This is a genomic window from Lacrimispora sphenoides, assembly GCF_900105215.1.
GTDB classification, from domain to species: Bacteria; Bacillota; Clostridia; order Lachnospirales; family Lachnospiraceae; genus Lacrimispora; species Lacrimispora sphenoides_A.
Map to the genome: position 1 here is coordinate 180,615 of NZ_FOIP01000001.1, position 25,254 is coordinate 205,868.

Annotated in this window: 20 protein-coding genes; 4 read left to right on the forward strand and 16 right to left on the reverse strand. The window is 44.0% G+C overall.

Features of this window, described 5'->3' with window-relative positions; translation table 11 throughout:
- Positions 1-21: 21 nt before the first annotated feature.
- The 3 genes from rhaB to BMW45_RS00840 form a co-directional block, all read right to left on the reverse strand.
- Positions 22-1,455: a rhamnulokinase gene (gene rhaB, locus BMW45_RS00830; protein WP_092246053.1), complete on the reverse strand. Its 1,434-nt coding sequence runs from the start codon at positions 1,453-1,455 to the stop codon at positions 22-24.
- 438 nt (positions 1,456-1,893) lie between these two features.
- Complete coding sequence (locus BMW45_RS00835; RefSeq protein WP_092240139.1) at positions 1,894-2,796, reverse strand: GGDEF domain-containing response regulator; 903 nt, start codon at positions 2,794-2,796, stop codon at positions 1,894-1,896.
- Between the two features lie 719 nt (positions 2,797-3,515).
- Positions 3,516-5,129 carry a S8 family peptidase gene (locus BMW45_RS00840; protein WP_092240140.1) on the reverse strand — a complete coding sequence of 538 codons (1,614 nt, stop codon included), beginning with the start codon at positions 5,127-5,129 and terminating at the stop codon, positions 3,516-3,518.
- A gap of 590 nt (positions 5,130-5,719) precedes the next feature.
- Between BMW45_RS00840 and BMW45_RS00845 the strand changes: the two genes are divergently transcribed.
- The gene (locus BMW45_RS00845; protein ID WP_242882852.1) at positions 5,720-7,357 is read left to right on the forward strand and encodes a S8 family peptidase; all 1,638 of its coding nucleotides are present in this window, start codon (positions 5,720-5,722) and stop codon (positions 7,355-7,357) included.
- Between the two features lie 302 nt (positions 7,358-7,659).
- On the opposite strand, the gene BMW45_RS00850 is transcribed toward BMW45_RS00845, so the two are convergent.
- The 7 genes from BMW45_RS00850 to BMW45_RS00880 all read right to left on the reverse strand — a co-directional run bounded on the left by BMW45_RS00850 (position 7,660) and on the right by BMW45_RS00880 (position 13,819).
- The gene (locus tag BMW45_RS00850; protein ID WP_092240141.1) at positions 7,660-7,896 is read right to left on the reverse strand and encodes a hypothetical protein; all 237 of its coding nucleotides are present in this window, start codon (positions 7,894-7,896) and stop codon (positions 7,660-7,662) included.
- Positions 7,897-8,188: 292 nt separating this feature from the next.
- Positions 8,189-8,422 (reverse strand): hypothetical protein, encoded by a 234-nt coding sequence (locus BMW45_RS00855; protein ID WP_025231702.1) that lies wholly within the window; start codon positions 8,420-8,422, stop codon positions 8,189-8,191.
- Between the two features lie 267 nt (positions 8,423-8,689).
- The gene (locus tag BMW45_RS00860) at positions 8,690-9,109 is read right to left on the reverse strand and encodes an RrF2 family transcriptional regulator (RefSeq protein ID WP_092240142.1); all 420 of its coding nucleotides are present in this window, start codon (positions 9,107-9,109) and stop codon (positions 8,690-8,692) included.
- 310 nt (positions 9,110-9,419) lie between these two features.
- The gene (locus tag BMW45_RS00865; protein WP_092240143.1) at positions 9,420-10,247 is read right to left on the reverse strand and encodes a carbohydrate ABC transporter permease; all 828 of its coding nucleotides are present in this window, start codon (positions 10,245-10,247) and stop codon (positions 9,420-9,422) included.
- A 14-nt stretch (positions 10,248-10,261) separates the two neighbouring features.
- Positions 10,262-11,170, reverse strand: coding sequence for a carbohydrate ABC transporter permease (locus BMW45_RS00870; protein ID WP_092240144.1), 909 nt, complete (start codon positions 11,168-11,170; stop codon positions 10,262-10,264).
- Between the two features lie 8 nt (positions 11,171-11,178).
- Positions 11,179-12,474 (reverse strand): ABC transporter substrate-binding protein, encoded by a 1,296-nt coding sequence (locus tag BMW45_RS00875; RefSeq protein ID WP_092240145.1) that lies wholly within the window; start codon positions 12,472-12,474, stop codon positions 11,179-11,181.
- A 64-nt stretch (positions 12,475-12,538) separates the two neighbouring features.
- Complete coding sequence (locus tag BMW45_RS00880; RefSeq protein ID WP_092240146.1) at positions 12,539-13,819, reverse strand: Gfo/Idh/MocA family protein; 1,281 nt, start codon at positions 13,817-13,819, stop codon at positions 12,539-12,541.
- Between the two features lie 446 nt (positions 13,820-14,265).
- On the opposite strand from BMW45_RS00880, the gene BMW45_RS00885 reads away from it, so the two are divergent.
- On the forward strand, positions 14,266-15,210 hold the full coding sequence (locus BMW45_RS00885; RefSeq protein WP_092240147.1) for an AraC family transcriptional regulator: 945 nt from the start codon (positions 14,266-14,268) through the stop codon (positions 15,208-15,210).
- An 80-nt stretch (positions 15,211-15,290) separates the two neighbouring features.
- Positions 15,291-17,192, forward strand: a complete 1,902-nt coding sequence (locus tag BMW45_RS00890) for a DUF5696 domain-containing protein (protein ID WP_092240148.1) — start codon at positions 15,291-15,293, stop codon at positions 17,190-17,192.
- On the opposite strand, the gene BMW45_RS00895 is transcribed toward BMW45_RS00890, so the two are convergent.
- The 6 genes from BMW45_RS00895 to BMW45_RS00920 form a co-directional block, all read right to left on the reverse strand.
- Positions 17,189-18,151, reverse strand: a complete 963-nt coding sequence (locus BMW45_RS00895; RefSeq protein WP_092240149.1) for an AraC family transcriptional regulator — start codon at positions 18,149-18,151, stop codon at positions 17,189-17,191. The genes BMW45_RS00890 and BMW45_RS00895 overlap by 4 nt on opposite strands.
- A 15-nt stretch (positions 18,152-18,166) precedes the next feature.
- Positions 18,167-19,036: an MORN repeat-containing protein gene (locus BMW45_RS00900; protein ID WP_092240150.1), complete on the reverse strand. Its 870-nt coding sequence runs from the start codon at positions 19,034-19,036 to the stop codon at positions 18,167-18,169.
- Entirely contained in the window at positions 19,029-20,477 is a 1,449-nt protein-coding gene (gene pdxR / locus BMW45_RS00905) for a MocR-like pyridoxine biosynthesis transcription factor PdxR (RefSeq protein WP_092240151.1), read from the reverse strand. Before pdxR ends, BMW45_RS00900 begins: the two co-directional genes overlap by 8 nt.
- Positions 20,478-20,630: 153 nt before the next feature.
- Positions 20,631-22,304 (reverse strand): glutamine--tRNA ligase/YqeY domain fusion protein, encoded by a 1,674-nt coding sequence (locus BMW45_RS00910; protein ID WP_025231691.1) that lies wholly within the window; start codon positions 22,302-22,304, stop codon positions 20,631-20,633.
- A gap of 111 nt (positions 22,305-22,415) precedes the next feature.
- Positions 22,416-22,691, reverse strand: a complete 276-nt coding sequence (locus BMW45_RS00915; RefSeq protein WP_092240152.1) for a GNAT family acetyltransferase — start codon at positions 22,689-22,691, stop codon at positions 22,416-22,418.
- 150 nt (positions 22,692-22,841) lie between these two features.
- Positions 22,842-24,539: a L,D-transpeptidase family protein gene (locus tag BMW45_RS00920; RefSeq protein ID WP_092240153.1), complete on the reverse strand. Its 1,698-nt coding sequence runs from the start codon at positions 24,537-24,539 to the stop codon at positions 22,842-22,844.
- A 200-nt stretch (positions 24,540-24,739) separates the two neighbouring features.
- On the opposite strand from BMW45_RS00920, the gene BMW45_RS00925 reads away from it, so the two are divergent.
- A complete protein-coding gene (locus tag BMW45_RS00925) occupies positions 24,740-25,249 on the forward strand; it encodes a hypothetical protein (protein WP_092240154.1) in 510 nt (169 codons plus the stop codon).
- Positions 25,250-25,254: the final 5 nt, after the last annotated feature.

Genomic DNA, 25,254 nt, shown 5'->3' on the forward strand with positions numbered 1-25,254 from the left:
ATTTCCTCCATTCTGCGCCAACTAATTCCCTGGCTTATACTCCTTTACGGCAAAGGACCGGTATACTGCCTCCCTTGCCTGTTTTAAGCTGTCAAATTCTCCGGCAGCCAGCATTTGGGCCAAAAGATTTCCGATGGCAGTGGCTTCTCCCGGTCCGGCATAAACGGTCCGACCTGTCCGGTCTGCCGTCAGTCGGTTCAAATACTCCGCATTGGAGCCCCCTCCTACCACATGGATAGCCGGATAGATCCTTCCGGTGATGGATTCCAGTTCCTTTACCGTATTTCCATAGCAGGCTGCAAGGCTGTTGTATATGACTGCCGCGATCTGTCCCGGAGTCTTTGGCACCTCCAGCCCAGACCTTCCACAGAAATCCTGCACCTCCATGATCATGCTCTCCGGAGACAGAAATACAGAATCATTGCAGTCCACAATGGAATGGATCACTTCCTCAGAGGCCATCTGGCAAAGCTCTGCAAAGGAGTAAGCCTCTCCCTTTTCTTTCAGCTCCTTTTTCACAGACTGGATCATCCAAAGTCCCATGATGTTTTTCAAATACCGGAAGCGGTGATCATAGCCGCCCTCATTGGTAAAATTTGCTTCCATGCTTTCCATAGTACAATTCGCCTTAGGAAGCTCCGTTCCCATCAGAGACCAGGTTCCTGAGCTGATGTAAAGGAGACCGTCCATGGAATCCTTTCCGTCCGGATCCAGGGGAACCGCCATGACGGCAGCGCCGGTATCATGGGTTGCCGGAAGGACTACCTGACAGTTAAACCCTACTTCCTCTTCAATGGCCTTTGCCAATGGTCCCACTGATGTTCCTGGCATGGAAAGCTCCCCAAACAGCCTTTCAGGCAGGCCCAGCTTCCGGATCAGTTCATAATCCCAGGTTCCGGTTTCCCCATTGACCAGCTGGGTGGTTGTTGCATTGGTATACTCCTGCTTTTTCACCCCTGTCAGCAGATAGTGGAAATAGTCCGGAATCATAAGTAAGGATTCCCCTTTCTCCAGATATTCCGGATTTTCTTCCCTGACTGCCATGAGCTGATAAATGGTATTAAAGATCTGCTTCTGTATTCCGGTTCTTCCATATAAATCTTTTAAGGAAATGATCTCATATAATTTTTCATCCATTCCCTTAGTTCTGTCATCCCGGTATCCAACCGCATTACCTAGGATCCGGCTCTCTCCATCCAAGAGGACAAAATCCACAGCCCATGTATCGATCCCCATGGCAGCCGGGATCTTACCAAGCTTCCTGCATTGCTTCATGCCCTCTTTAATTTCATGAAATAAGGCTTCCACATCCCAGCACAAATGTCCATCCTTTTGCTTCATGCCATTGTCAAACCGGTAAATCTCCTGAAGGACCAGTTTTCCCTCCTTTACGGTCCCAAGAATATGGCGGCCGCTGGATGCGCCAATGTCCACGGCAAGATAATACTTCTCCATGTAAACCACTCTCCCTTTATTTTCTTCTTCCCCGCCCACGCTTTCCGGGCAGGGCCCCCCCGCTTTACCGGGTGTAAAGGTATATCCGCAGGGTATGCCTACTTTCCTGTCCGTTCTTTCGGGCATAAAGATATGCCTGCAGGATTTTTCTACTTTAATCATAACGGATTTCTACAAAAAAAATAAGGACGCTGTTTGTTTTAAACTGCGTCCTTATTTGCATATCCTTCTAAAAGCTTGTATTTATTACGTTTTATTAATCATATTTTATTGAATTTGAATGTTGCCCCAATTAATCCTCCGGTCTGTGTGAATAAAGCTGCGCTTACAATTATCAACAAAGCCGTCAAAGTCCAGTTTCCGTCCTGGTTCCAGTAGTTTTCATATAATTCATTCAAAAGACTAAAAACAGCTGTCATACTTCTCATGGGTTAACAGTTAAAGACACACCCGGTTTCTGCCTTCTTTTTTAGCTTGATACAAGAGACGGTCAGCGCTTTCAAGGAAGCCTTCCAGTTGTTCGCGTTGATATGGGATGGCGGAGATCGCACTAATACTGGCAGTTATCCTTGTAATTCCATCCGAATTATTCCTTGGTACTTCCATAGCCTCGATAGTTGAACGTATTTTCTCCGCAATTAATGATAATTTTTCCAGACTGGTTTCTGGTACGAGAACAGCGAATTCTTCGCCACCCCAACGGCACGGTAAGACAGTGGCCTGGTTTAATGATTTTTTCAAAACCCCTGCAACAGATTTTAGCATAATATCGCCTTGCCTATGGCCATATGTATCATTATAATTCTTAAAGTTGTCCAAATCCATCAGCAGCAGCCCGATGGTAGTCTTTTTCCGCAAGGCCCGTTGCCATTCATATTCCATATGATAATCAAACTTACGGCGGTTCGCAAGGCCCGTCAACGCGTCATAAAAACTAAGTTTTTCGATGGTAAGCAGTTGTTCTACGATTTTAATATGGATTTTCACGCGTGCACTCACCAAAACTTTATTAAAAGGCTTCCGTACATAATCGACCGCACCTAAACATAATGCTTTCTCCTCGTCCTTATCGTTATCCAGTCCTGTGATAACAATAATGGGAATGTTCTGAGTGGATTGGGTTCCTTTTAATTCCTTTAGAACAACAAACCCGTTGGTATCCGGTAGTATGATATCAAGCAAAATCAGATGCGGCCGAAATTGTTTGACCATTTGCATTGTTTCTTTTCCAGTTGAGACAACCCTGACATTATATGTACCTTGTAAGGTATCCACCAATACTTTCTGGCTTAATTCTCCGTCTTCAACAATGAGTATTTTATATATAGTTTCACCTTCCATGATAATCTCCCCGTGCTATCATCAAATTAAATGGCTAGAAACAGCCAATGTACAAATACTCAAAAACATTAACGGCAACCATCAGAATTCCGTCCATTTAGACATGAACATTAGCAAACTTTTTTTCAATTTTACCTTTTATCGTTTATATTGTCAAGGCAAGATTATCTATATTATTCCTCCTTTCCGTCCATTCTGCAAACCTTAGAATTAAGTGCCTGTTAAGTATTCATGTAATTATTAATACTATTCTTTGAGGCTGTATCAGTTACAAGCCCTTTTCCTTCGCAGCATTCACAATAAGACTTATTAAACCATTACTGATAAAATCCAGTTCTTTATTCGTAAACTTCGCCATAGTAATCTCCTCACTGAATTTTAAGCATAATAAAAGCAACCGGTTATATTCTCCGATCGCTCACCATCAAACGTGCACAAGTCTCACCTGATAAAATGCTTCCAATTTGGTCTGAAAAATACCCTCATAGCTATAGTCTTTCAATTCTGAAAGCAAGTTATCTTCGGATATTATCTAGTCGATTGGACTTTTTTATAGAGGGAATAAACAATTAAGCGCAGATCAGAGATCCATTTCTAAATTGACAAAGTTAAGTCAGTGGACAAAAGGACATATTGACAATCAATAAAAACAGTCTCAGATATGGTATAATACTTGTATTAACCGTTAGGAGACTGTTTATATGATGGAAGAAAAAATATTAAATTAAGTTTTCGAAAACACCCAGAATATTAATGCGTCCGTATCCCCATGTGGTATTTGGATAGGTGATATTGTCACTCCGGGTGGCCCCTCGTACCATAAGACGGCTGATATCTCTCCCAGTAATGGTTGTAAAATTTCCGCGGTTGATTGCCCATTCCATAAGCATGGCAGCAACGCCGGAGGCGTGTGCAGCTGCAGCCCCCGTTCCGGTTGCACTTCCATAGCGGTTGCCGGGCAGGGGACATGTAATCTGATATCCGGGGGCTGCAAGATCCGGGACAACCACACCGGATACGGAAAAACCTCTGCTTGAGTTGATTTGAATTCTGTCATTGAATTGATTGTAAGCAGCTACAGTAAGCGGATTGCTTGTATTTCCCGGATTCGTTATAGTAATATCTGGAGTTGATTCAAGAAAGAATGTATCAGTTGAGATAATGGGGCCTGAAGGCAGCCAGGCGTCAAAAATTGCCGGCTGAAGGTCTATATTAGCGATTCTTATCTTCCATATTCCGACATTAGCCTTCTGAAATCGCACAATAATGAGTTGGGCTCCGGTGTCTTCCTCCAAGACAAAGTTATTGACGTAAAGTATGGTAGACTCTAAAACAAAATCATATTCAAGGCACTCGTTAATACGCGGATAAATATCCTGCGTAGTTTCGCCGGTTGATGAGGTAAGCTTAATGGTCATCCGGAACGGAGAGTGATTCCAGAGTTCAAAGAAGAAATCCGGATCATGATCTCCGATGTGTAGTTCAAAGTCCGTGTAGAAATTAGGCGACATAAGTTCTCCACGGAAATGTCTTTTACTATTCCCTTCATTCCCAGCGGCAATACATGGCAATACACCGGGATAAGTCGCCAGATTGTTTATGTATTCCGATAATCGTCCACGTCCGATATGTCCTCCCTGGCTTGTGCCAACTCCAATGCATAGAACTAGCGGTCTGTTAATACGTGCAGCCACAGATCGAATGTATTCAATTCCTAGCAAAATATCTGACTCCTGATAGCAGTCAATATCATTTCTGACACATAAAATTTTCCGGTTATACTCCTTTGCCTGTTTCAATTTGACAACTACCAATTCCGCTTCCGGCGCAACACCTTGGAACTCCTCAGCCAGATTAGGGTTCCCAGCGGCAATACCTGCCAGCATGGTTCCGTGACCATTGTCGTCTCGAGTGGGTACGATGTATGCAGGATTAATGGCACTCAGCGCAAAATTAATACTCTCTTTATTAAATTCTGATCCAAAGGTAAATCCCTTAGGAGGGACCCCTTCTTCCAGTGTCTGGTCCCAAATAGAAAATATCCGGGTGGTTCCATCCGGGTTAAGAAATGCCCTATGCTCATATTCAATTCCCGTATCAACAAAACCTATTAATATTCCCTGTCCAAACAAAGAAAAATGAGTGTGGTACTGAACGGCCGTAACACCGGATTTTTCCAGGCTAATAATGGAATTTAGTGTATAAAGACGCGGAAAAATAGCATACGGCTGAATTCCGAGATAGCACATAGCAAATTCGCTAACTGGCATATGAAAGATAGAATATCTGTCATTGATCTTAGTCAGATCCCCATTTCCGCGATACTGATCCATGATTTCAGTGTTTATTATCAGGTCGAAATAATTTTCATCAATATTTTTAATGTCAAACCCCCCAATACATCAGATTTTACTTTTTATTATTTTATGAGTGAATAGGAAAAAAAACACCTCACAAAAGTTGATTTTCCCCTTTTCTACCATGAAACTTACTTTTTATGGCAACTAAACCGCTTCTTCTTTTATCTCTACCACTCCGCAAGGACTTTCACTTTTGTGGCAATACTCTTTTTCTTCATAATATGAATAACAATCTCCTAAAATACAACCCGTTTGATAGCCGTTTAAGTCATTAAAATTTAGCTTTTCCCCTTCTGGTGTAGTTAAAGTATATTTGTCTGGATGTCTGTGATTCTAATCATAGAGCGTGTGCTCGATTCTGCCAAGTGATATTTTTAGCACCATTTAAATATGATGGTACAAGGTTAATAAATATGGTATTCCAAGCTGGAGTCCTTTTTCTATCCATTATCAAATTCACATTTATTTATCATTTCAGGCTCTATCCAATAATATAATTATGAAAAGAAACCTAATACATAGGAGGCGTTGACATTAAAATTGTAGATGAAAGTTATTTTGATTTGATTATAAACAATGAATACACAGATCTACTTCGAGAGAATGGAAATCTTACTACGATCGATGAAAAATATTCTATCTATCATATGCCAGTCAGTGAATTTGACATGTGCTTTCTCGGAATTCAGCCCTATACTATCTTTCCGCTTCTTTTTACGCGTGATTCCATTATCAGCCAGGAAAAATCTGGTGTTCCTATCGTTCAGCAAAATCCTAATCTTTCTCTGTTTGGGCAGGGAATTCTAATAGGCTTTGTTGATACAGGTATTGATTATGAACATATGGCATTTCTTAACCCGGACGGAACCACTCGGATATATTCCATTTGGGACCAGACACTGGAAGAAGGAGATCCTCCTCAGGGATTTACCTTTGGATCAGAATTTAATAAAGAGATTATTAATCTTGCGCTGAGAGCTTCCACCCCTACATCCATCGTATCTACCAGGGATGATAATGGGCACGGAACCATGCTGGCCGGAATCGCTGCCGGAACCCCTAATATGGCTGAGGAGTTCCAAGGAGTTGCTCCTGAAGCGGAACTGGTGGTTGTAAAACTGAAACAGGCAAAGGAATATAACCGAAAAATTTTTTCTGTCAGGAGTGATATTGACTGCTATCAGGAATCAGATATTATAATGGGGATTGAATATATCCGTACTGTGGCCATGCATCTTAATAGACCGCTGGTCCTGTGCATTGGAGTCGGTACAAGCCAGGGAGGGCACAACGGAAACGACCTATTCTCGGAACACATAAACAATCTGACAAAATATCCCGGTGTATCGATATGCATTGCCGCCGGGAATGAAGGGGGTAACAGAAGACATTTCCGGGGAGAACTTATGTTGCCTGATTTCTACAGGGATTTTGAACTACGCATCGGAGATCATGACACGGATTTCTTTTTAGAACTTTGGAATTACTCTCCGTTCCGTTTGACCATAAAACTTACTGCACCAACCGGTGAAACTACGCAGGTCATTTATCCGCGTTTAAACGAGTGCTTGAAATTTGATTTTATTTTTGAATCCACCGTATTTTACGTCAATAACTTTATCTTGGAGGAAAATACTGGAGCCCAGCTCATCATTGTGCGTTTTCAGAAGGCTAATGTTGGAATATGGAAGATAAGTATCGCTAATAAAGACCTTCAGCCGGCAATTTTTGACGCCTGGTTGCCTTCGGGCCCCATTATCTCCGAAGAAACATTTTTTCTTGAATCAACCCCGGATATTACCGTGACAAATCCAGGAAATACCAGCAATCCGCTTACCGTAACCGCTTACGATCAATCAAATGACAGTATTCTAATCAACTCAAGCAGAGGATTTTCCGTATCCGGCGGGACTGTTCCGGATCTTGCAGCACCCGGATATCAGATTACATGTCCTCTGCCCGGCAACCGCTATGGAAGTGCAACCGGAACGGGGGCTGCAGCCGCACACGCCTCCGGCGTTGCTGCCATGCTTATGGAATGGGCAATCAACCGCGGAAATTATACAACCATTACTGGGAGAAACATCAGCCGACTTATGGTACGTGGGGCTGTCCGAAGTCCTGCTATCACCTACCCAAATTCCACATGGGGATACGGGCAAATTAATATTCTGGGCGTATTCAACGGCTTAAGTTTATAAAATCACTACTCCTATTAATAGCAATTTGTATTAAATAAAGTTGACATAGATTAACTTATCGTTTATGCTATATTCAAAATTTAACATCAATGAAATTCGATTGCTTTAAGCGGTCGTTGGTAGTTGATTGGATAGGTACTTGTGGTTTTCATAAGTGCTAATTTTCCAATACACCAACGACCGCTTTTTTTATATTTGGTGAATAAGGCAAATGTTCTGGAAAAGCAGACACTTGTGCTATATATTTTTTAGTTTATTACAAAAAAAATAAGCCAGTCATTTCGACCAGCCTATTTGTCTTATTATTTAGTTTTATCACTGTTTACAATTAAATCCTTTAATTCTGAAATTGACATATTATTCTCTTCAAGTACGGAAGACAAATCCTTAAGCTGTTCAACTTTAATTTCTACTTGTATTTGCTTCTCTCTTTCCTGAAGTGTTTTGATTGCAGCTTTATATTGTTCTATCGAATCTTGTGTTCTTTTTAGTTCTTCCTGTAATTTTTCAAACGATGATTTGCGAACACCTCTTGGCATATTAGTACCCTCCTTACAATTGGTCATATAAACATATAGATCATATCACACAATTTACATTATACCATAAAATAGATACGTGCTTAAATGAGTCCTGATTGTAATATAAAGTTGCCCCAAATTTTGCCCCAAATTGTTTCGGTTTATGCTGATTCGAAACGGTTTATAACGGCAAATTTTTATCTTCATATTGTTGAAAAATGCCGTAATTACAGTGTTTGCGACATTTTTCAATGTTGTGTCGTACTTTGTTTTAAACTGCGTCCTTATTTGTAGATCCGTTCTAAGCTTTTCAATCTGCCTTTGATGAAATAAGCAATTCCTTTAAATCCATGATCGACATCTCATGCTCGTCCAATATTGTTGATACTTCCTTAAATTGTTCCAGCTTTATTTTATCCTGAATATCTTTCTCTTTTTCGCCTAAAGTTACCAGACTGTTCTTGTATTGCTGAATCGATTCCTGGACCTCTTTTAATTCTTCCTGAAGTTTTTCAAGTGGTGTCTTTCTTACTCCTCTTGGCATACTGGTTCTCTCCTTTACAGAAATATTTTTATCAACCATATATTACCAAGTATATGCAAAGTTTCATTTGTTTATTACTTTATAACTCCATTAATGAAAAATTTCCAGGAAGAACTTTTATGAAAGCTTTTTGGTTTTAAAGGTCCGTTTATGGCTCAATAAAAGGTAAGGAAAACGGATATAATCCGATTACTTTCCTTCAGACTGTAAATAAAGTTCACAGCCAGCGCCCGGACTTATACGGTAAAAAAGCTTTTCGACCATCGTCTATAGCATCTCATCCCCGGCTTTCAAAATCTCACTGATCTTTGCTCTTTTTAAACTGGCAATCAAATCATTCTGGACAGACTCAAAAATTTTATGTACGGGGCAGTACTGCGAAGCATCTCTACTGCAATACCCGTCCTCTTCCAGACAGCGGTTAATACGAATTTCTCCCTCTATCACCAGAACGATATCATACAGTGTAATATCTTCCGTTTTTTTCACCAGATAATATCCCCCGGTAGGTCCCTGTATAGACTTTATGTAACCCTCTTGTTTGAGACGCGTAACAATTTTAATAAGATAATTACCAGTAATGCCCAGCCTCTCAGCCATTTCTTTTACGGTCGTCACTTTATCCTCATTCTGGGCTAAATAAATGATGACTCGAATTGCATAATCTGTTGTGATCTGTAATTTCATTGCATCTCTCCTTAAAGATATTTACATTTATCGTAATGTAATGGTGGGAACACCGTCTTAAGAAATGCCCTGCCAAACTCCTCCAGGGACAGCCCCAGCGTTCAAGGTTATTCACTGTATTCATACGTTCCAATATATTTAAGAATGCATCGGTATTGTAACATAATTATATACTGTTTTTCAATCGTAGAATGTTCAATAGGCTAAAGTCCACAAATTAAAAGAAAAGGAAAACGGATATGATCCGCTTTCCTTTCCCTGTTCCAAACAATCCTCTTATCAATTCTTAAAACGATTCCCTGCCGGTCCTTTAACCTTTTACTCCCGTATGGGCCACTCCTTCAATAAACTGTTTCTGGAAAACAAAGAACAAGACAACCATTGGAATGACTGCCAGAACAGCGCCTGCCATCTGTGCGGGATAATCGTTGGTATGCTGTCCCTGAAGCGTAGAAAGTGCCGGAGCCAGAGTCATCTTTGTTGTGGTCGTATTTACGATCAAAGGCCACATAAAGTCATTCCAGGCAAACTTTGCCGTGAAAATCACAAGGGCCACGATCCCTGATTTTACCAGAGGGACCATGATCCTGGTCAGGATCTGGATCCTGCCGCACCCGTCCAGTATGGCTGCTTCCTCCAGTTCATCAGGAAGGGATAAGAAAAACTGCCTCATCATAAAAGTTCCAAAGGCACTGAATAAGTTTGGAAGAAAAAGTGCAAACATGGTGTCCAAAAGCCCCAGCTTCTGCACGATAAGGTACTGAGGTACCAGAAAGATCTGTCCCGGTACCATCAGGACGGAAAGCACCACCAAAAACAGGATATCTCTTCCCGGAAATTTAATCCTGGCAAAGGAATATGCAGCCAGGGTACAGATCACTACCTGTCCCGCAACCGTTACAACCGTAGAAAATACCGTGTTCATATAAATTCTTCCAAAAGGAAGGGCGGTCAGAACATTATGATAGGCTTCTGTGACAAATCGTTCAGGCAGAATCGTGGGAGGAATCATCATGGATTCTCCCTTTGTTTTAAATGAGGTACATAGCATCCAAAGAAACGGAAGCACGGTAATACCGATTCCTGCGATCAGTATCAGGTGGATCAATAGTTTTTTACGTCTGCTCGATTTCATCATCCGGCTTCACCTCCTTAGTCGTAATTGACCCATTTTCTCTGTCCTATCATCTGAATCACTGTTACCAGCATGATGATAGAAAAGATCAAAATGGATATGGCTGCTGCATAGCCCTTATGGCCATAATCAAAGGCATTCCGGTAGAACATCATGACCAGGGTCTGGGTGCTTCGATAGGCCGTATTCGTTTTTACAACCATCATATAAATGGTATCAAACACCTGAAATCCGCTGATGATAGAGGTGATCATGACGAAAAATATGGTCGGTGACAGCATGGGGATTGTGATTTTAAAAAACTGGTGAATGCCGCTTGCCCCATCCACAGATGCCGCCTCATAATAGGATCTTGATATCCCCTGCATGCCTGCTAAAAGAATGATCATGTTATAACCTACAGTTCCCCATATCCCAACGATCATTATCATGAACAAAGCTGTTTTGGGGTCGGTGATCCAGCCGTGAGGAGCAAAACCCATAGCCTTTAACGCCGCATTTAAAAGACCGTACTGCTCATTATAAATCCATTTCCAGACCATTGCCACCGCGGCCGACATGGTCACGGATGGCAGAAAATAGATGGTCCGGTAAAAAGAAGTTCCCCTGATTTTCGTATTGAGCAGGGCAGCTACAAACAAGGATAACATAAGGCCCAGAGGCACGGTGATCCCGACGTAGAGAAGTGTATTGCCAAGAGAGTTCCACAGTTCTTTATCCTTAAACATTTCCAAATAATTGTTAAGGCCATAAAAGGTGGCTACATTGAATTTATTCACTTCATTAAAGCTGAACCAGAAATTCTGAATAAAGGGAAAAATATAAAATACAAAGATTCCAAGCAACAGGGGTGTTATGAATAAGTACCCCTCTCCCCATTCTTTCCATTGCCGCTTTGCTATTTTCTTTTTTGTCGTACCCTGCATATAAACACCTACTTATTATTTTTTGCTAAAATCGCATCAGCGTCTGTTTTAAGCTGGCTGCATACATCCGCTAAAGTCTTATCGCCGGAATAAGCTGCCTTCAAAGCTTCTGCTTCTATATCATAGAGCTCTGCCACAGATTTGCATACAGGAAGGGGATTGGCTTCCCCAGAATGATTGGTGTAAGCCGCCAGGTTTAAATCCTTGTTGAAATCGGCAAAATACTTCTGGGCATCGTTCCGTGCGGAAATAACGACTCCGCTCTCTCCCTGGATCTTCATGGCCTCTTCGCTTCCAAGCCATAAAGCAAAATCTGCTGCTGCGTCCTTATTTTTACTTCCTGCAAACACGGCATAACCAAGTCCGTTTATGATATTTGGCTCTTTTCCGTTAAATTCCGGGAATTCTACCAGGTTGATCTTGGTGTTGATGGCGTCATTAGAAGTATACTCCGGTGTCATGTAGGAGCCTGCTAAAACCATTGCCAGCTGTCCGCCTTCGAACATGGCATCGGCACTGGTTTCTGATAATGCAGCAGCTGATGGGGAATATCCCTCATTGATCAGATCGATCCAGCACTGGATTCCTTCCTGGGTCTTAGGATCTGTATAACCGGTTTCTGTTTTGTCAGCATTTAAGATCCAGCCGCCACCCGCATATACGGTTGGATAATACCATGTCTGGAAATCGATAGGGCAGGCAAAAGGATATGCTCCTGAATCAAGACCTGCTGCTTTTAAATCCTTACATGCCTTTGCAAGATCATCAAAGGTCCAGTCATCGGTTGGATATGCCACTCCTGCCTTGTCAAAGATATCCTTGTTATACCAAAGAGCATTGGTATCAAAATCCTTTGGTATGGCGATCTGCTTATCCTCAAAGTTATAAGCCTTTATAAGGGCTTCCGGGAAATTCTTCTCTATATCAAGGTCTGATTTTTTCAAATAATCATTTAAATCCAGAAGAATTCCTCCGTCATAGTAATCCTCTGCGTGAAGTACATTGATCCAGAATACATCCGGTGCTGTTCCGCCTGTTGCCGCAGCCTCCAGCTTGGTCCAGTATTCGCCTCCCTTATAAGGGGTAAGCTGGATATCAATCTTTACATTTTCATGAGTTTTCTGGTAGGCCTGGATCATGGACTCCATGACAGGGCGCTGCTTTTCATCCCATATTCCCAAGCTTAAAGTCGTAGCGCCTCCTCCGGAAGCTTTGCCTCCGCCGCCACATCCCGTAAGACTCATTGCTGCCATGGCTAATGCCATTCCCATTGCCAGAACTTTGGTTCCTCTCGTCTTCTTCATAATCTGCTCTCTCCTTTTTTATTGATATTTTTTATACATTAAGCGGATATGCCTGCATATCCCTTTAACGAATATCCTCTAAGTGAATCAGCTTTCCTCCCGAGATTCTGGACTGTTCCGCCGCCAGAGCAATATAGTGGCTTTCCAGGGACTTATCCAGTGTGGTCATGGATCGATTCGGCTCGGTTCCTTCCCTGACCATATCAAGTAACTGCTCCACCATCCGGTTATCGCCTCCGGCATGACCGGAAAAGTCATCGGACAATTTGGAAACGTCTATGACTTCCTTTTCCTTACCAAATGGTCTTACGGTTATGAAATTGGAGTGAAGACTTGCTTCTATTTCTCCCTTTGTTCCCATAAATCTGGTAAACCGGGAATTTTCTTCTGTACAGCCTGTCATGGTAAAGCTGATGGTAGAGCCGTCAGTCATATTTAAATTTACTACCTGATGATCCACCACATTGTTATCACAATGGTATACACATCTTCCGTAAGGGCCGGTCTTTATGGCTTCCATAACCGATTCCTCCGTAGGATGAAGGGTAAGCACGTTGCATGGCCAGTCAGACTTACCATGGGCAATGCCGGTTTTTTCATTGGTTATGTAAATCTTTTCTGCATCAAAGGGACATTCTGCCTTGGCGGCACATCCATCAAGACAGCGTTTTGCCGCACCCTCCGGCGCTTTTTCCTCCTTGAATAAATAGGTGCCTCCAAAGGAGGTAACGGATTCGCAGGTCTTTCCTGTCAGCCACAATAAAAGGTCCATGTCATGACAGCACTTTTGAAGGATCATGGGGCTGGTCTCTTCTGAGTTTCTCCAGTTTCCTCTGACAAAGCTGTGGGCCTGATGCCAGTAGCCTACATTTTCAATCCCCATAACAGTGACCACATCTCCGATCACTCCGGAATCGATGAGTTCTTTTACCTTTGTATAAAAAGGAGTATACCGCAGAACATGGCAGACTACCACCTTCCGGCCACTTTCGCCGGCAACCTTTAATAACTCTCTGCATTCGTCTAAATCCGGTGAAACCGGCTTTTCCAGCAAAAGATCATATCCCTTTTCAAGGGCCGGAATCGCATGGCCCACATGTTGTCTGTCCTGTGTAGCAATGAACATCACATCAGCAAGCTTTTCCTGTTTTAACATCTCCTCTGCACTGGAATAACACCGTTCCTTTGGCACTCCGTATTCCCTGGACACCTCTTCTACCTTTTCCTCGACAATGTCCGCTATGGCAGTAATCTCCATCTTTTCAGGAAGCAGCTTTGCAACCGGTGCATAGTTATCTTTGCCTCTGCTTCCAAGGCCCGCAATGGCAACTGTAATTCGTTTCATATGATCTTCCCCTCCTGTATCATGAACCTGCGATTCATGATCGACATTCAACCTTCGCGCCGATGAGCAAACTCATCTGCACTCTCTTGCGCTCATTCTATCTTGGTTCTTTTATAATGTATAATAATTATATAATGAATCGGTTTGATATGCTTATACTATTATCCGGACTCATTGCCAAATTCCTTGTTTTTTCAGTTATTGTGCACAAATCATCCTGTAAAATATTCCATCATTAGGTTATTTCAACGGATTTTAATAAAAAATACAAAAAGAGGCATCCATACGAATCGATGAATGCCTCCATTGGCGAATTAATATTTTATTCATTATACTCTAATTCAATGGGTTTGAATTGCAGGATTGTCCTGTCTTGTTATCAAATTAACCATTCTTGCCAGCGGCTTCATTTCATGCTACCATAAAGTTCAAAGGAGGTATTTCAAATGGCATATTGCAGCACAGCGCTAACCATCGAATTTGAAATCCATGAGATCATAACCGTCCACTATTTTGAATACATGAAGGATTTTGTATTTTCGGGAGAATCCCACGATTTTTGGGAGTTTCTTTACGTGGACAAGGGGGAAATTACCGTACAGGCAAATCAATCCATCTATCAGCTAAAAGCCGGAGACGTAATTTTCCACAAGCCAAATGAATTCCACGCCTTAAAAGCGTCCGGAAACAAGGCTCCCAATCTGGTAGTCATGTCCTTTCGCTGCTCCAGCGAAAGCATGAGGTTTTTTGAAGAGAAATCCTGCTCCTTAAATCAGGAAGAGCGATTCCTCATTTCCAGGATTATTGCAGAAGCGAAACAGGCCTTTTCCACTCCCCTTCACATTCCTTCCGTGGAAAAGGTGGAGCTGGCCCCTTCCCCGCCATTCGGAGCCGCCCAGCTCATCCTATTATACTTACAAGTATTCCTGATCCACGTGAAGCGGAATCATTTTGAAGAAGGCGGTACACCGATCCATAACCTTCCGACCGAGCAGATGGTCCTTTCCTCCAATTCCAGCCATTTGGAACAGATCATTCAGTTTATGGAGTTTCACATCTGCGAACACCTTACTATAAAAGCCATTTGCAACGAATTCTCTATAAGCCGTTCCACCCTTCACTCCCTGTTTCACAAAGAAAAAAACTGCGGGGCTATCGACTATTTCAATTTAATGAAAATCGAGCGTTCTAAGGAGATCATGCGGGATGGCAACATGAACTTTACGGAAATTGCATATTTCCTTTCCTACAGCTCCCTGCAGTATTTTTCAAAGCAGTTTAAGAAAACAACCGGAATGTCTCCTTTGGAATATTTTAATTCCGTAAAAAAATATTCCAATGAAATCACAAATGCAAGTAAGAAAAGGAGAGAGGATAACCGGATGATTTGACAAGCTTCCGTGATGATTCCGTAAGGCTTTTTTCTGAAAAAGTGCTATATTAGAACCATCAATACAGTGGAGGATGGACAATGCACGATATTATATTCAATCAAACAGCCTTGAGCTTTGAGGAAAGCTCCCTCCTTTTTTCCATTCAGCATGGGAATGTGCTTTGGAAATGGGACAAAGAATACAGGCCCCGCCTTGTAATAGGCGGACAGACCATCTATTTCCAGGGTGCCGCTTCCATTACTCATAGGCAATGGAAAACAGGAATAGGGGAAGGAATCATCAGCCACTACCAGGGCTTTCAGCTGGACGGCATGGATCTTGAACTAGCCTTTGAAACGGTCACATGGATCGAGTATGCCACGGAAGACGTTCATTTTGAATGGATCCCTCTGACAGATAGCAGCCTTCCGGTTTCAGAAATATACTGGCCCGGATACATGGAATTTGAAAAAGAAAGTGACCGCTGGTATACTCTATTAAATATCCAGCAAGGGCTTCTCATCCCAAATACCTGGGAAACGGCACTTGAAAAGCTGCCCTTTGACGGCATGATGTGCACAGCCGGCTCTTATATGCCATGGTTTGGACAGGTAAAGGAGGGAGGCGGCTACCTAGCCATCTGTGAACAGCCCTGGGATGCCGCTTATTATGCGGAGCATCCGGCAAAGGGCCCCTATACCCACACCGGCATCAAGTGGCTGCCAAGCCTGGGCAGAATGAATGGCCGCAGGACGATGCGGTATTCCTTTCTGTCGGACTGTGATTACAATGATATCTGCAAGCATTACCGGACCTACGTAAAGGAACAGGGCACCTTCTGTTCTCTGAAAGAAAAGGCGGCCAAGGCACCTGTTCATAAGCTGGTCGGCGCTTCCTTTATCCATAAGGGAATCAAAACCAAGGTCATGCCGGATTCCCGCTTCTTTGACCCGGAAAACCCGGACAAAAATAACCATGTATACAGCTTTGAGAAACGAACCGGTGAGATCCATCATTTCCGCAAGGATCTTGGTCTTAAAAAGCTGTATCTCCATCTGGATGGCTGGGCGGAGCCAGGTTATGATAACCAGCATCCCGACTACCTTCCCGCCTGTGAAGAGGCTGGGGGCTGGGAAAAGATGAAGGAGCTTGCGGATACCATGCACGGGTACGGATATTCCTTTGGCATCCATGACCAGTACCGGGATTATTACCGCAGGGCCAAAACCTTTGATCAGAATTTTGCAGCGCAAAAGCCTGACGGAACCCTTACGGAGCATGCCAACTGGGCAGGCGGACCTCAGACCTATCTGTGCGCCACTCAGGCTCCCTATTATGTAAAAAGGAATTTTACTGAAATCAAGAAAAACGGTGTGGAATTAGACTGTGCTTACTTAGATGTGTTCACGTGCAATGAACCTGACGAATGCGACCACCCATGGCACCGGATCAACCGGAAGGAATGTCTGGATTACCGTAGCCTTTGCTTTGAATACCTACTTTCCAAAGGGATCCTTCCAAGCTCTGAGGAAGTGACGGACTGGTCTGTAAAAAGTCTTGTGTTCTGCCACTATGCCCCCTATTCCTTTATGATGCACGAGCCAGGGGCTGATCGCCAGGGAATCCCGGTACCTCTCTTTAACCTGGTTTATCATGACTGCCTGATCATACCGTGGATGATGGAAAAATACGAAAAAGAGGACTTCATGCTTTATGCCCTCTTAAACGGCGGCGCCCCATATTTTATCCGGGATGGGGCTTATGAGAACATTGACGGCTCTTTTGGCGGCCATCAAACCCTCTCAGAGGATGAAATGGCAGCCCGCTGCGGCATTGTCGCTTCCCTTCACGAAAGGGTCGCCATGTGTGAAATGCTCTCCCATGAATTTATTGACGGGGACCCATTCCGTCAGCGTACCACTTTTTCTGACGGCACTGCAGTGGAAGCCGACCTTCTTCAGGGAACCTATGAGATCAGAACAGAAAATTTGACCTCCTAAGTGTCTAAAGCTCTGTATTCCTTTGGGGACATTCCGTAATAGTTCCGGAAGATCCTGTGGAAATAGCTGGTATTATCATACCCTACCGCTATGGAAATATCTGTTACGGAAAGCCTGGTGTTTAAAAGAAGGACAGAAGCCTGATTCAGCCGCTTTACCTGCAAAAGCTCCTTATAGGTCCGGCCGGTCAATCGCTTTATCGCCCGGCTCAGCCAGTAAATGTTATAATTAAGGAGGGCCGAAAGCTCAGTCAGCTCCCCATCCTTATAATTTTCATCAATGTAGGTGAGCACCTGAAATATAAGCTTCTGTTCAAAGCTTTCTAAAGTATGGCTGATCTTATCCGTATAATGCATGAGCTGAAGGAACAAAAGCCCCATGGTAACCTGGTTAATGCTCCTTTTATTGGGCTGGTCGCTTAAAAGGGTCCACACCATGTTTTCCACCAGATTCTGGACCGGCAGCACATCTGCCACCTGAAAATGGAGGTAGCTGGCGTAACGGGGATCAAAGCAGAGGCAGCCTACCAGGAAATCCCGCAGCAGGTTTTCCTCTTCTCCCATCATTTCAAAGGCAGTATCAAAAAACTCCGGCAGGATAATGAAGTTTATTCCAATGTCCTTCTCTCCTGCCGGAAGGATCTCCTGGGTGGCATGCTGGTTTAAAAACAGCAGCTCCCCTGTCTTTAAAACCACCTTTTCCCCATCAATATAATGGACCGTTTCTCCCTTGCACATATAGATCACTTCAATGTAATTATGCTTATGTTTTGGGAAATGGACGAATCTGGTGTGAGGCCTGATGCTGATCATTTTCCCATGCTCCAGCATCTTTTTGCTGTCAATGACCAGATCCCGCCCCTCGGTATACCGGTTGCGGTCAATTTCTGTCCGTCCGTTTATGATTTCCCGTTCCTCGTCTGTAATGACTCCCAGACGGTCTAAGATTTCCTGATTCATCCGTCAAGGCCTCCTTTATGAAACATAGGGAAATAGTATCAGGTTTTTCCACCTGTCCTCTCCCATGGCGCTTTCTCCCAAGGCATAGGCATGGATCATATCATCCTTTGCCATCAGTTTGTAAATAACGGCTCCGGAGCTATCCGTATCCTGGATCCATCGATCATCCTTAATAATCACGCCATCTGTAACCTGAAACTGCCAGACGGAGGTTTCCCCTTCTGCATTGGTGCTGGAATAGGTAATCTCTCCCTGCATCAGATCATTCTTAAAAATACCCCTTTTTGCATTGAGTTTCGTGATATCCTCTGTTACTCCGTCATAATAGTTGTAACCGCACTCTCCGTTCCCGTTCATCTTACCATTCGCCCATGTTCCATAGGAGTAATCGTAACGCTTCCCCTCCTCCAGTTCCAGGACCTGCAGGGCCGTACATTCTCCCTCAGGCTTCCCATAATCAAAATTCCCGTAAAAAACGGTGGAGGCCTTTACAAATACCAGGCCTTTGCCAGTGGATATTTTCCCCCTCATCGCCGCTCCATCATACATGCAGGGAAACTCTTTCCAGGGGATGTCATAACTGTTTAAGAGCCTGGCCGCTCCTTCTAAATCCCCCTGGTCAAAGAACCCGGTCAGTTGGGATAAAAACTCCTTATCTCCGGGAGAAAGGGCTATTTCATCTGATAAAGTCTCACTGATAGTCTCACTGATAGTCTCATTTATAGTATCAGCCAATGCTTTTGGTTCCGCGTATTCTTCGTATCGTTTTCCATTCCTGATGGTGCCTGCCAGACTAAGCAGAAGCAAAAGCACCGTGATGAGCCCGATCCAAAGGAGGAGGCGGAGGTTTTCTCTTTTTCTTGGATCCGTCCATTTCTCAAACACAAAATCCCTCCTTCCCGTCATCTACAGACCACGCCTGGCAAAGAAGCGCAAGGCCTGTCCTTATCTCTTCTTCCGTAAGGCTTGCAAACCCAAGAACAATGGTTGAAGGATACGTATTATGCTGTTCATGGATAAAGTATCCCGACATACCGTAAACCTTAACCCCATATTTTGCTGCCATATGGATGAGCTGGCTCTCCGCTCTTCCCTTGCAGTCAGTTAAAAGAAGATGGAGTCCCGCATGTTCTCCTCTGATCAAGAACTGGCTTTCAAAAGGTTTCAGACCTGCGGCCAATGCATCATGCTTTGCCTTATAGACTGCCCTCATCCGGTTCAAATGGCGTTCGTAATACCCCTCTGCCATAAACTGATAAAGAATGTTCTGGTCAATGCGGGATACAGTGGAAGCATAGAAATTCATCCCCTCCCGGTAAACAGCCAAAAGAGGGCCGGGCAGTACCATATAGCTTACGCGGATGGCCGGGGCAATGGATTTGGAAAAGGTTCCGTAATAAATTACACGGTTTCTTCCGTCCATTCCCTGTAAGGCAGGGATAGGCTTTCCCTTGTATCGGAATTCACTGTCATAATCGTCTTCAATGAGATACCGCCCTTCCTTTTCATAAGCCCAGACAAGAAGCTCCTGCCTCCGCTTTACCGGCATAACGATGCCGGTGGGATACTGGTGGGAAGGCATAACATAGGCAATATCCGCTCCGCTCTTTTCCAAAAGCTCCACATCCATGCCGGACCGGTCCATGGCAACAGGGACCACCTGGTATTTTAAGCTGTCAAAGACCCGGTATGCCTGCTTATACGTTGGATTTTCCATGGCAATCACACGGTCAGCTCCCAGGATCTGGGACAGCAGCATCAAAAGGTATTCGCTTCCGGCGCCTACGATGATCTGATCTGCCAGACAGTTTACCCCGCGGGCGGAATGGAGATAGGAACGGATGGCCTCCCTGAGGGCCGGTTCTCCCTGGGGATCTCCTGGCATGAACATCTCCCGGTTATCATCTACCAGAGTGTTTTTCGATATCTTCCTCCATGTATTGAAAGGAAATGCACAAAGATCAATGCCTCTGGGTGAAAAATCCACCTTCCAGTCCGGAACTTTTTCCTTATCAACGGATGAGGGACTAAGAAGGGAGGGGATTTTATCCCTTTGTTCCTGTCCGGTATACACCAGATCCTCGATTCTGCATACAAAATATCCCTTACAGGGGACAGCCTCAATGTATCCCTCCGATAAAAGCTGTTCATAAGCCATCTGGGTGGTGCTGCGGCTGACTTTTAAATTCTCTGCCAGCCTCCTTGTGGAAGGAAGGCGGTTGGCCGGCCTTAGATTCCCTTTTTTTATTTCTTCTTTGATATAGCTGTAAATCTGGCTGTAATAGGGCGACCCAGGCTGGTTCTTTAAAGGTATCATCAGCTCCATAAAAAAGCTCCTTTCCTGCCCGTGCTTTTTGGCATTTAGATGTTGTGTACACAGGTTGTCACTTTACCGGATATGAAGAAATGCCGCACGTCCTTATCTCTCCCGGTCATGCAGCATTCTACTTGTTTGACCTGCCGCCTGGCCTGTCAACGATTATTTTGTTATTTTAAATGAACTCTTTAATGAAACGATCCGGTTGAATACCAGCTGTTCCGGTCCGCTGTCCTTGCAGTCAACACAGAAAAATCCGTTTCTAACGAACTGGAAGCTGTCATAAGCTTTTGCACTTAGAAGACCCGGTTCCACAAAACAGTTCTTTAAGATGATCAAAGAATTTGGATTTAAGTTTAAGCTGCCGTCTTCGTTAAGCTTTCCTTTTTCTTCGTCCACAATGTTTTCATACAGACGGCATTCTGCCTGTACTGCGGTGGAGGAAGCTACCCAGTGAATTGTTCCCTTTACTTTTCTGCCTTCAAAGCCTGAGCCGCTCTTTGTCTCCGGGTCGTAGGTACAGTGAACCACAGTGACATTGCCGTCCTCATCCTTTTCGCAGCCGGTGCAGGTCACAAAATAGGCATTCATAAGGCGGACTTCATTGCCTGGGAAAAGGCGGAAGTACTTTTTAATGGGTTCTTCCATAAAATCTTCCCGTTCAATGTAAAGCTCTTTCCCAAAGGGAACCTTTCTCTCTCCTAATTCAGGATTTTCCAGGTTATTTGCAACATCCAGGTACTCTATGGTATCCTCGGGATAGTTATCAATGACCAGCTTAATAGGATCCAGGATCGCCATCATTCTCGGTCTTTTTAACTTTAAATCCTCACGGATACAGTATTCAAGCATCGCATAGTCAACAGAGCTGTTAGCCTTGGAGACACCTACCAGATCCACAAACATGCGGAGGGATTCCGGCGTATAGCCTCTTCTTCTTAAAGCTGCAATGGATACCAGGCGGGGATCATCCCAGCCGTCAACGATACCGTCTTCTACCAGCTTCTTGATATAACGTTTTCCCGTTACCACGTTGGTAAGATACAGTTTTGCGAATTCAATCTGGCGGGGAGGATGAACGAATTCACACTCCACAACTACCCAGTCGTAAAGCGGTCTGTGATCCTCAAATTCCAGAGTGCAGATGGAATGGGTGATGTGTTCAATGGCGTCCTCGATTGGGTGGGCAAAATCATACATAGGATAAATGCACCATTCATCGCCGGTGTTATGATGCGTCATGCGGGCCACACGGTAAATGACCGGATCACGCATGTTGATGTTGGGAGATGCCATATCGATCTTGGCTCGGAGAACTCTTTCCCCATCCTGATACTTGCCTTCCTTCATCTCTTCAAAAAGCTTTAAATTCTCTTCTACACTGCGGTTCCGGTAGGGGCTTTCTTTTCCAGGAGTCTTAAAATCTCCCCGGTATTCCCTGATCTCCTCCGCAGTCAAATCACAGACAAATGCCTTTCCCTTCTTTATTAAAAGGACAGCACAATCATACATCTCCTGAAAATAATTGGACGCAAAGAAAAGACGGTCCTCGAAATCAGCACCCAGCCACTTCACATCTTCCATGATGGATTCTACAAATTCTGTCTTCTCTTTTGTCGGATTTGTATCGTCAAAACGGAGGTTGAACTTTCCACCATACTTCTGAGCCAGGCCATAGTTAAGTAAAATCGATTTTGCATGTCCGATATGCAGATAGCCGTTAGGCTCCGGCGGAAATCTGGTCTGCACATGATCATAAACACCCTCTGCAAGATCCTTATCTATCTCCTGTTCAATAAAGTTTTTAGAAACTACTTCTTCTTTGTTCTCTTCCATTTCTCTTCCTCCATGTCAGTAATCCCAATATTACACTATCATACCATACTTCATCCATTTAGGAAAGGGGGAAAATACAGCAAAGAACCGGGCTTTTGGCGGATCGAACATTCATTTTCTTGCGGCTTTTTCCCAGGCCGGGTGGTTTTTTTCATACTGCTCATTGATCCACTCCACAGCCTGTCCCCGTCCCTCTTCTGTAAAAGGAAATAAGGCTTTTATTTTCTGCTCCTCAGGAGTCGCTTCATAGCAATAGGGTTCCGGATATACCACGGCTGAAAATTCCTCTTCCTCCTTTGCCACCCGGTAACGCATTCCTTTCATGCTTCCGGTGTAAGCCTCTTTTTTAAAAAACTGTATGGGTACGAAGGTATCTTTATTAAGCATTTTATATTCCTCCTTACATATGGCTTTATCTATTGAAACCCTATACCAGTATTATGCCCTTGTCAAGAAAATCCTATGTTACCATGTAAAAACAAAAGGCTGCGGCACAGGCTCATGTAAACAGCCGGCACCGCAGCCAAAGGGCTTGCATTACTTATGCACGCCAGGCCCTGTTTTCTTCTTTCCTGAGCTATTTGAAACTCCAGGTCCCACCTCACCGTCTTTTGAAGGAGCGCTTGTTGAAGTCTCTGTCTCCGGTTCCTTGGTCGCAGGAGGAGCCGCAGTCGTTGGCGCTGCTGTTGCAGGCGGAGCCGTCGTCGGCGCCTCCGTCGGCTTCGCTGCAGTGGTCGGCTCAGTCGCAGGCTTTGTCTCCGCCGGCTTTGACGTTCCGTTAGAAGCTGTCTGGGATTCCGTTCCAGGCAGATGATAACAAAGAACCGGAACTCCTGCTGCTATATTTTCAAAGATGGTCTTTGCCACAGCCGGGGGCAGATTGACACAACCGTGGGAACCGCTGGTCTTATAGATGGTTCCGCCGAAGGTACTGCGCCATGTGGCATCATGGAGGCCGATATTTCCGTTAAATGGCATCCAGTAAGATACGGGAGTCCGGTAAGTTTCTCCCTTTAGTGTCGCATCCCTTTGCTTATAGGTAAGGGGAAATACGCCTGCAGGAGTGGACCAGCCCTTTGACTCATTGCCTGATACGAAATCTGCTTCTACCAAAAGCTTTCCGTCTTTATAAAAATACAGGTGCTGGGCTGTTAAATTGATTTCCACATACGTGGTACCGTAATCGTTGTCTCCATGGCTGGCTGCCTTCTGTTTGTAGACAGGCTCTCTTACCTGGCTTTGCCCGGAACGGATCAGCTCTGCCAGTTCATCCGCTTCCTTGCTTTGATCGATTTTCCAGCCATAGCTGCCACCCGTGATCCTTACGGTCTGCCCATAGGAGGTCTTTAAGTTTTTGGCCCTGGTGGACGTATCATACTGGGAAGCCAGCTCTTTCACGTATGCAGAAACAGAGGAGCTGCTTAAATAAACCTTGCCATCCTCTCCGATCCCGATCCACTTGGAAATCGTATCACCGTTTAACACCTTTTTTTCATTTCCAAAGCTGTATGTAATCGTGGCATTGGCATATTTGTTCAATGTCTGTACCTGCTCGATCAACTGGGGATCGTCAGCAGGAATCTGAGGCTTTACATAAGCCCCAAGCTCTTCTAAGGAAATTTCCGGGATTAAGCCCATCACAGCTTCGGAAATTCCTGACTTCACCTTTTCCGGGTCAAGCTGGTTTCCTTCCTTGGCAGCTATAATGTGGTAGCCCTGTCCTGTTACATAATCGGACACTTGTGCGTTTTCCGGCTTTTCCACAAGTTCATCCTTTAAACAGTCCAAGCCTGAAACAGCCGTTTCAAATTTGTCCTGGTCATACTGTATCATGGTTCCTATATCAAATTCCTGGGGCGTTTTCGTATGTTTCAGCCATTCATAAGTCTTCTGGTCCGCCAACAGCTTTTCAAGGCTTCCGTCAAAAACTGACTCAAGGCCGATATCCCGTCCCTTTATCTCTTGTGTGCTTCCTCCTCTTTCCCCGATTGACAACACATAGTTCTGTGCGCCGGAAGCAATCGACTTCTTTACTTCTTCAACAGATTTCTTTGATGCATCCATTCCATTGATCGTGGTGTTGGGGAAAAACACCTTCTCATACTGCTTGCCCGTCTGAAGATAGACAAGAGCAGCAATCAGCGCCGCTGCAGCTACAGTCCCGCTTCCAATTGCTGCCAAGCCCTTTAATCCAAGTGGCTTTTTCTTTCTGCTGCGCGGTTTTACATTTTCCATTTACTATCTACCTCTTTACCAGCCTTTTTATTCAGTATTCATTATACATGAAAACCGCGAAATTTGTCTAAATTTTTACGGTATTTTTCTTGACATTTTTATTACGATTTTTCTGGCACTCCTTGGTGACAAAATATTTCATAATCCCCCCGGCGCCTTCATAAATATAAGATTAAGAATAATGAAAAAGGATTCTTCCAATGGCACGCTATACCCCTGTTTACGGATCAGTAACTTCTGTTAACCCTCTAAGGACCTCCTCTGACGACAAAAGCTGTTCTATGATCATTTCCATAATGAGCGAGAGCATAGGACAGACCAACTTTATTGTCACTCCACAAACCTACGTTTTTAACCAGCACACCTTTAACCCAGGTGATTCCATCGTCGCCTTCTATGATACAAAAGCGCCTGTTCCCCTCATTTATCCGCCTCAATTCACAGCAGTCGTCCTTGCGGATAACAGTGATGGGTATGAGGCTGTTTTTGATTATTTTGATGACGAATTGTTAAATTCATCACAAACTCTGCAGCTGAGCCTGTCCGACCAAAGCGAGACAACGATTCTCCTTTCCAACGGTCAGACCTTCTTTTACCACCCAGGCGGCCATTTTCTTCTTGTCTTTTATGCATTCACCACCCGCAGCATTCCGGCAATTACCACTCCCCAGACGATTGTGGTCTTCTGCGCTCCTGAGAAGAAAACTTAAGAAAG

Coding starts and splice junctions, on each gene's coding strand:
- rhaB (WP_092246053.1), bottom strand. CDS start 1,455: ATGGAGAAGTATTATCTTGCCGTGGACATTGGCGCATCCAGCGGCCGC.
- pdxR (WP_092240151.1), bottom strand. CDS start 20,477: ATGGAGCTGATGATACCTTTAAAGAACCAGCCTGGGTCGCCCTATTAC.
- BMW45_RS00840 (WP_092240140.1), bottom strand. CDS start 5,129: ATGGATCAGTATCGCGGAAATGGGGATCTGACTAAGATCAATGACAGA.
- BMW45_RS00855 (WP_025231702.1), bottom strand. CDS start 8,422: ATGCCAAGAGGAGTAAGAAAGACACCACTTGAAAAACTTCAGGAAGAA.
- BMW45_RS00880 (WP_092240146.1), bottom strand. CDS start 13,819: ATGAAACGAATTACAGTTGCCATTGCGGGCCTTGGAAGCAGAGGCAAA.
- BMW45_RS00850 (WP_092240141.1), bottom strand. CDS start 7,896: ATGCCAAGAGGTGTTCGCAAATCATCGTTTGAAAAATTACAGGAAGAA.
- BMW45_RS00910 (WP_025231691.1), bottom strand. CDS start 22,304: ATGGAAGAGAACAAAGAAGAAGTAGTTTCTAAAAACTTTATTGAACAG.
- BMW45_RS00860 (WP_092240142.1), bottom strand. CDS start 9,109: ATGAAATTACAGATCACAACAGATTATGCAATTCGAGTCATCATTTAT.
- BMW45_RS00895 (WP_092240149.1), bottom strand. CDS start 18,151: ATGAATCAGGAAATCTTAGACCGTCTGGGAGTCATTACAGACGAGGAA.
- BMW45_RS00885 (WP_092240147.1), top strand. CDS start 14,266: ATGGCATATTGCAGCACAGCGCTAACCATCGAATTTGAAATCCATGAG.
- BMW45_RS00870 (WP_092240144.1), bottom strand. CDS start 11,170: ATGCAGGGTACGACAAAAAAGAAAATAGCAAAGCGGCAATGGAAAGAA.
- BMW45_RS00925 (WP_092240154.1), top strand. CDS start 24,740: ATGGCACGCTATACCCCTGTTTACGGATCAGTAACTTCTGTTAACCCT.
- BMW45_RS00865 (WP_092240143.1), bottom strand. CDS start 10,247: ATGATGAAATCGAGCAGACGTAAAAAACTATTGATCCACCTGATACTG.
- BMW45_RS00915 (WP_092240152.1), bottom strand. CDS start 22,691: ATGCTTAATAAAGATACCTTCGTACCCATACAGTTTTTTAAAAAAGAG.
- BMW45_RS00920 (WP_092240153.1), bottom strand. CDS start 24,539: ATGGAAAATGTAAAACCGCGCAGCAGAAAGAAAAAGCCACTTGGATTA.
- BMW45_RS00875 (WP_092240145.1), bottom strand. CDS start 12,474: ATGAAGAAGACGAGAGGAACCAAAGTTCTGGCAATGGGAATGGCATTA.
- BMW45_RS00890 (WP_092240148.1), top strand. CDS start 15,291: ATGCACGATATTATATTCAATCAAACAGCCTTGAGCTTTGAGGAAAGC.
- BMW45_RS00835 (WP_092240139.1), bottom strand. CDS start 2,796: ATGGAAGGTGAAACTATATATAAAATACTCATTGTTGAAGACGGAGAA.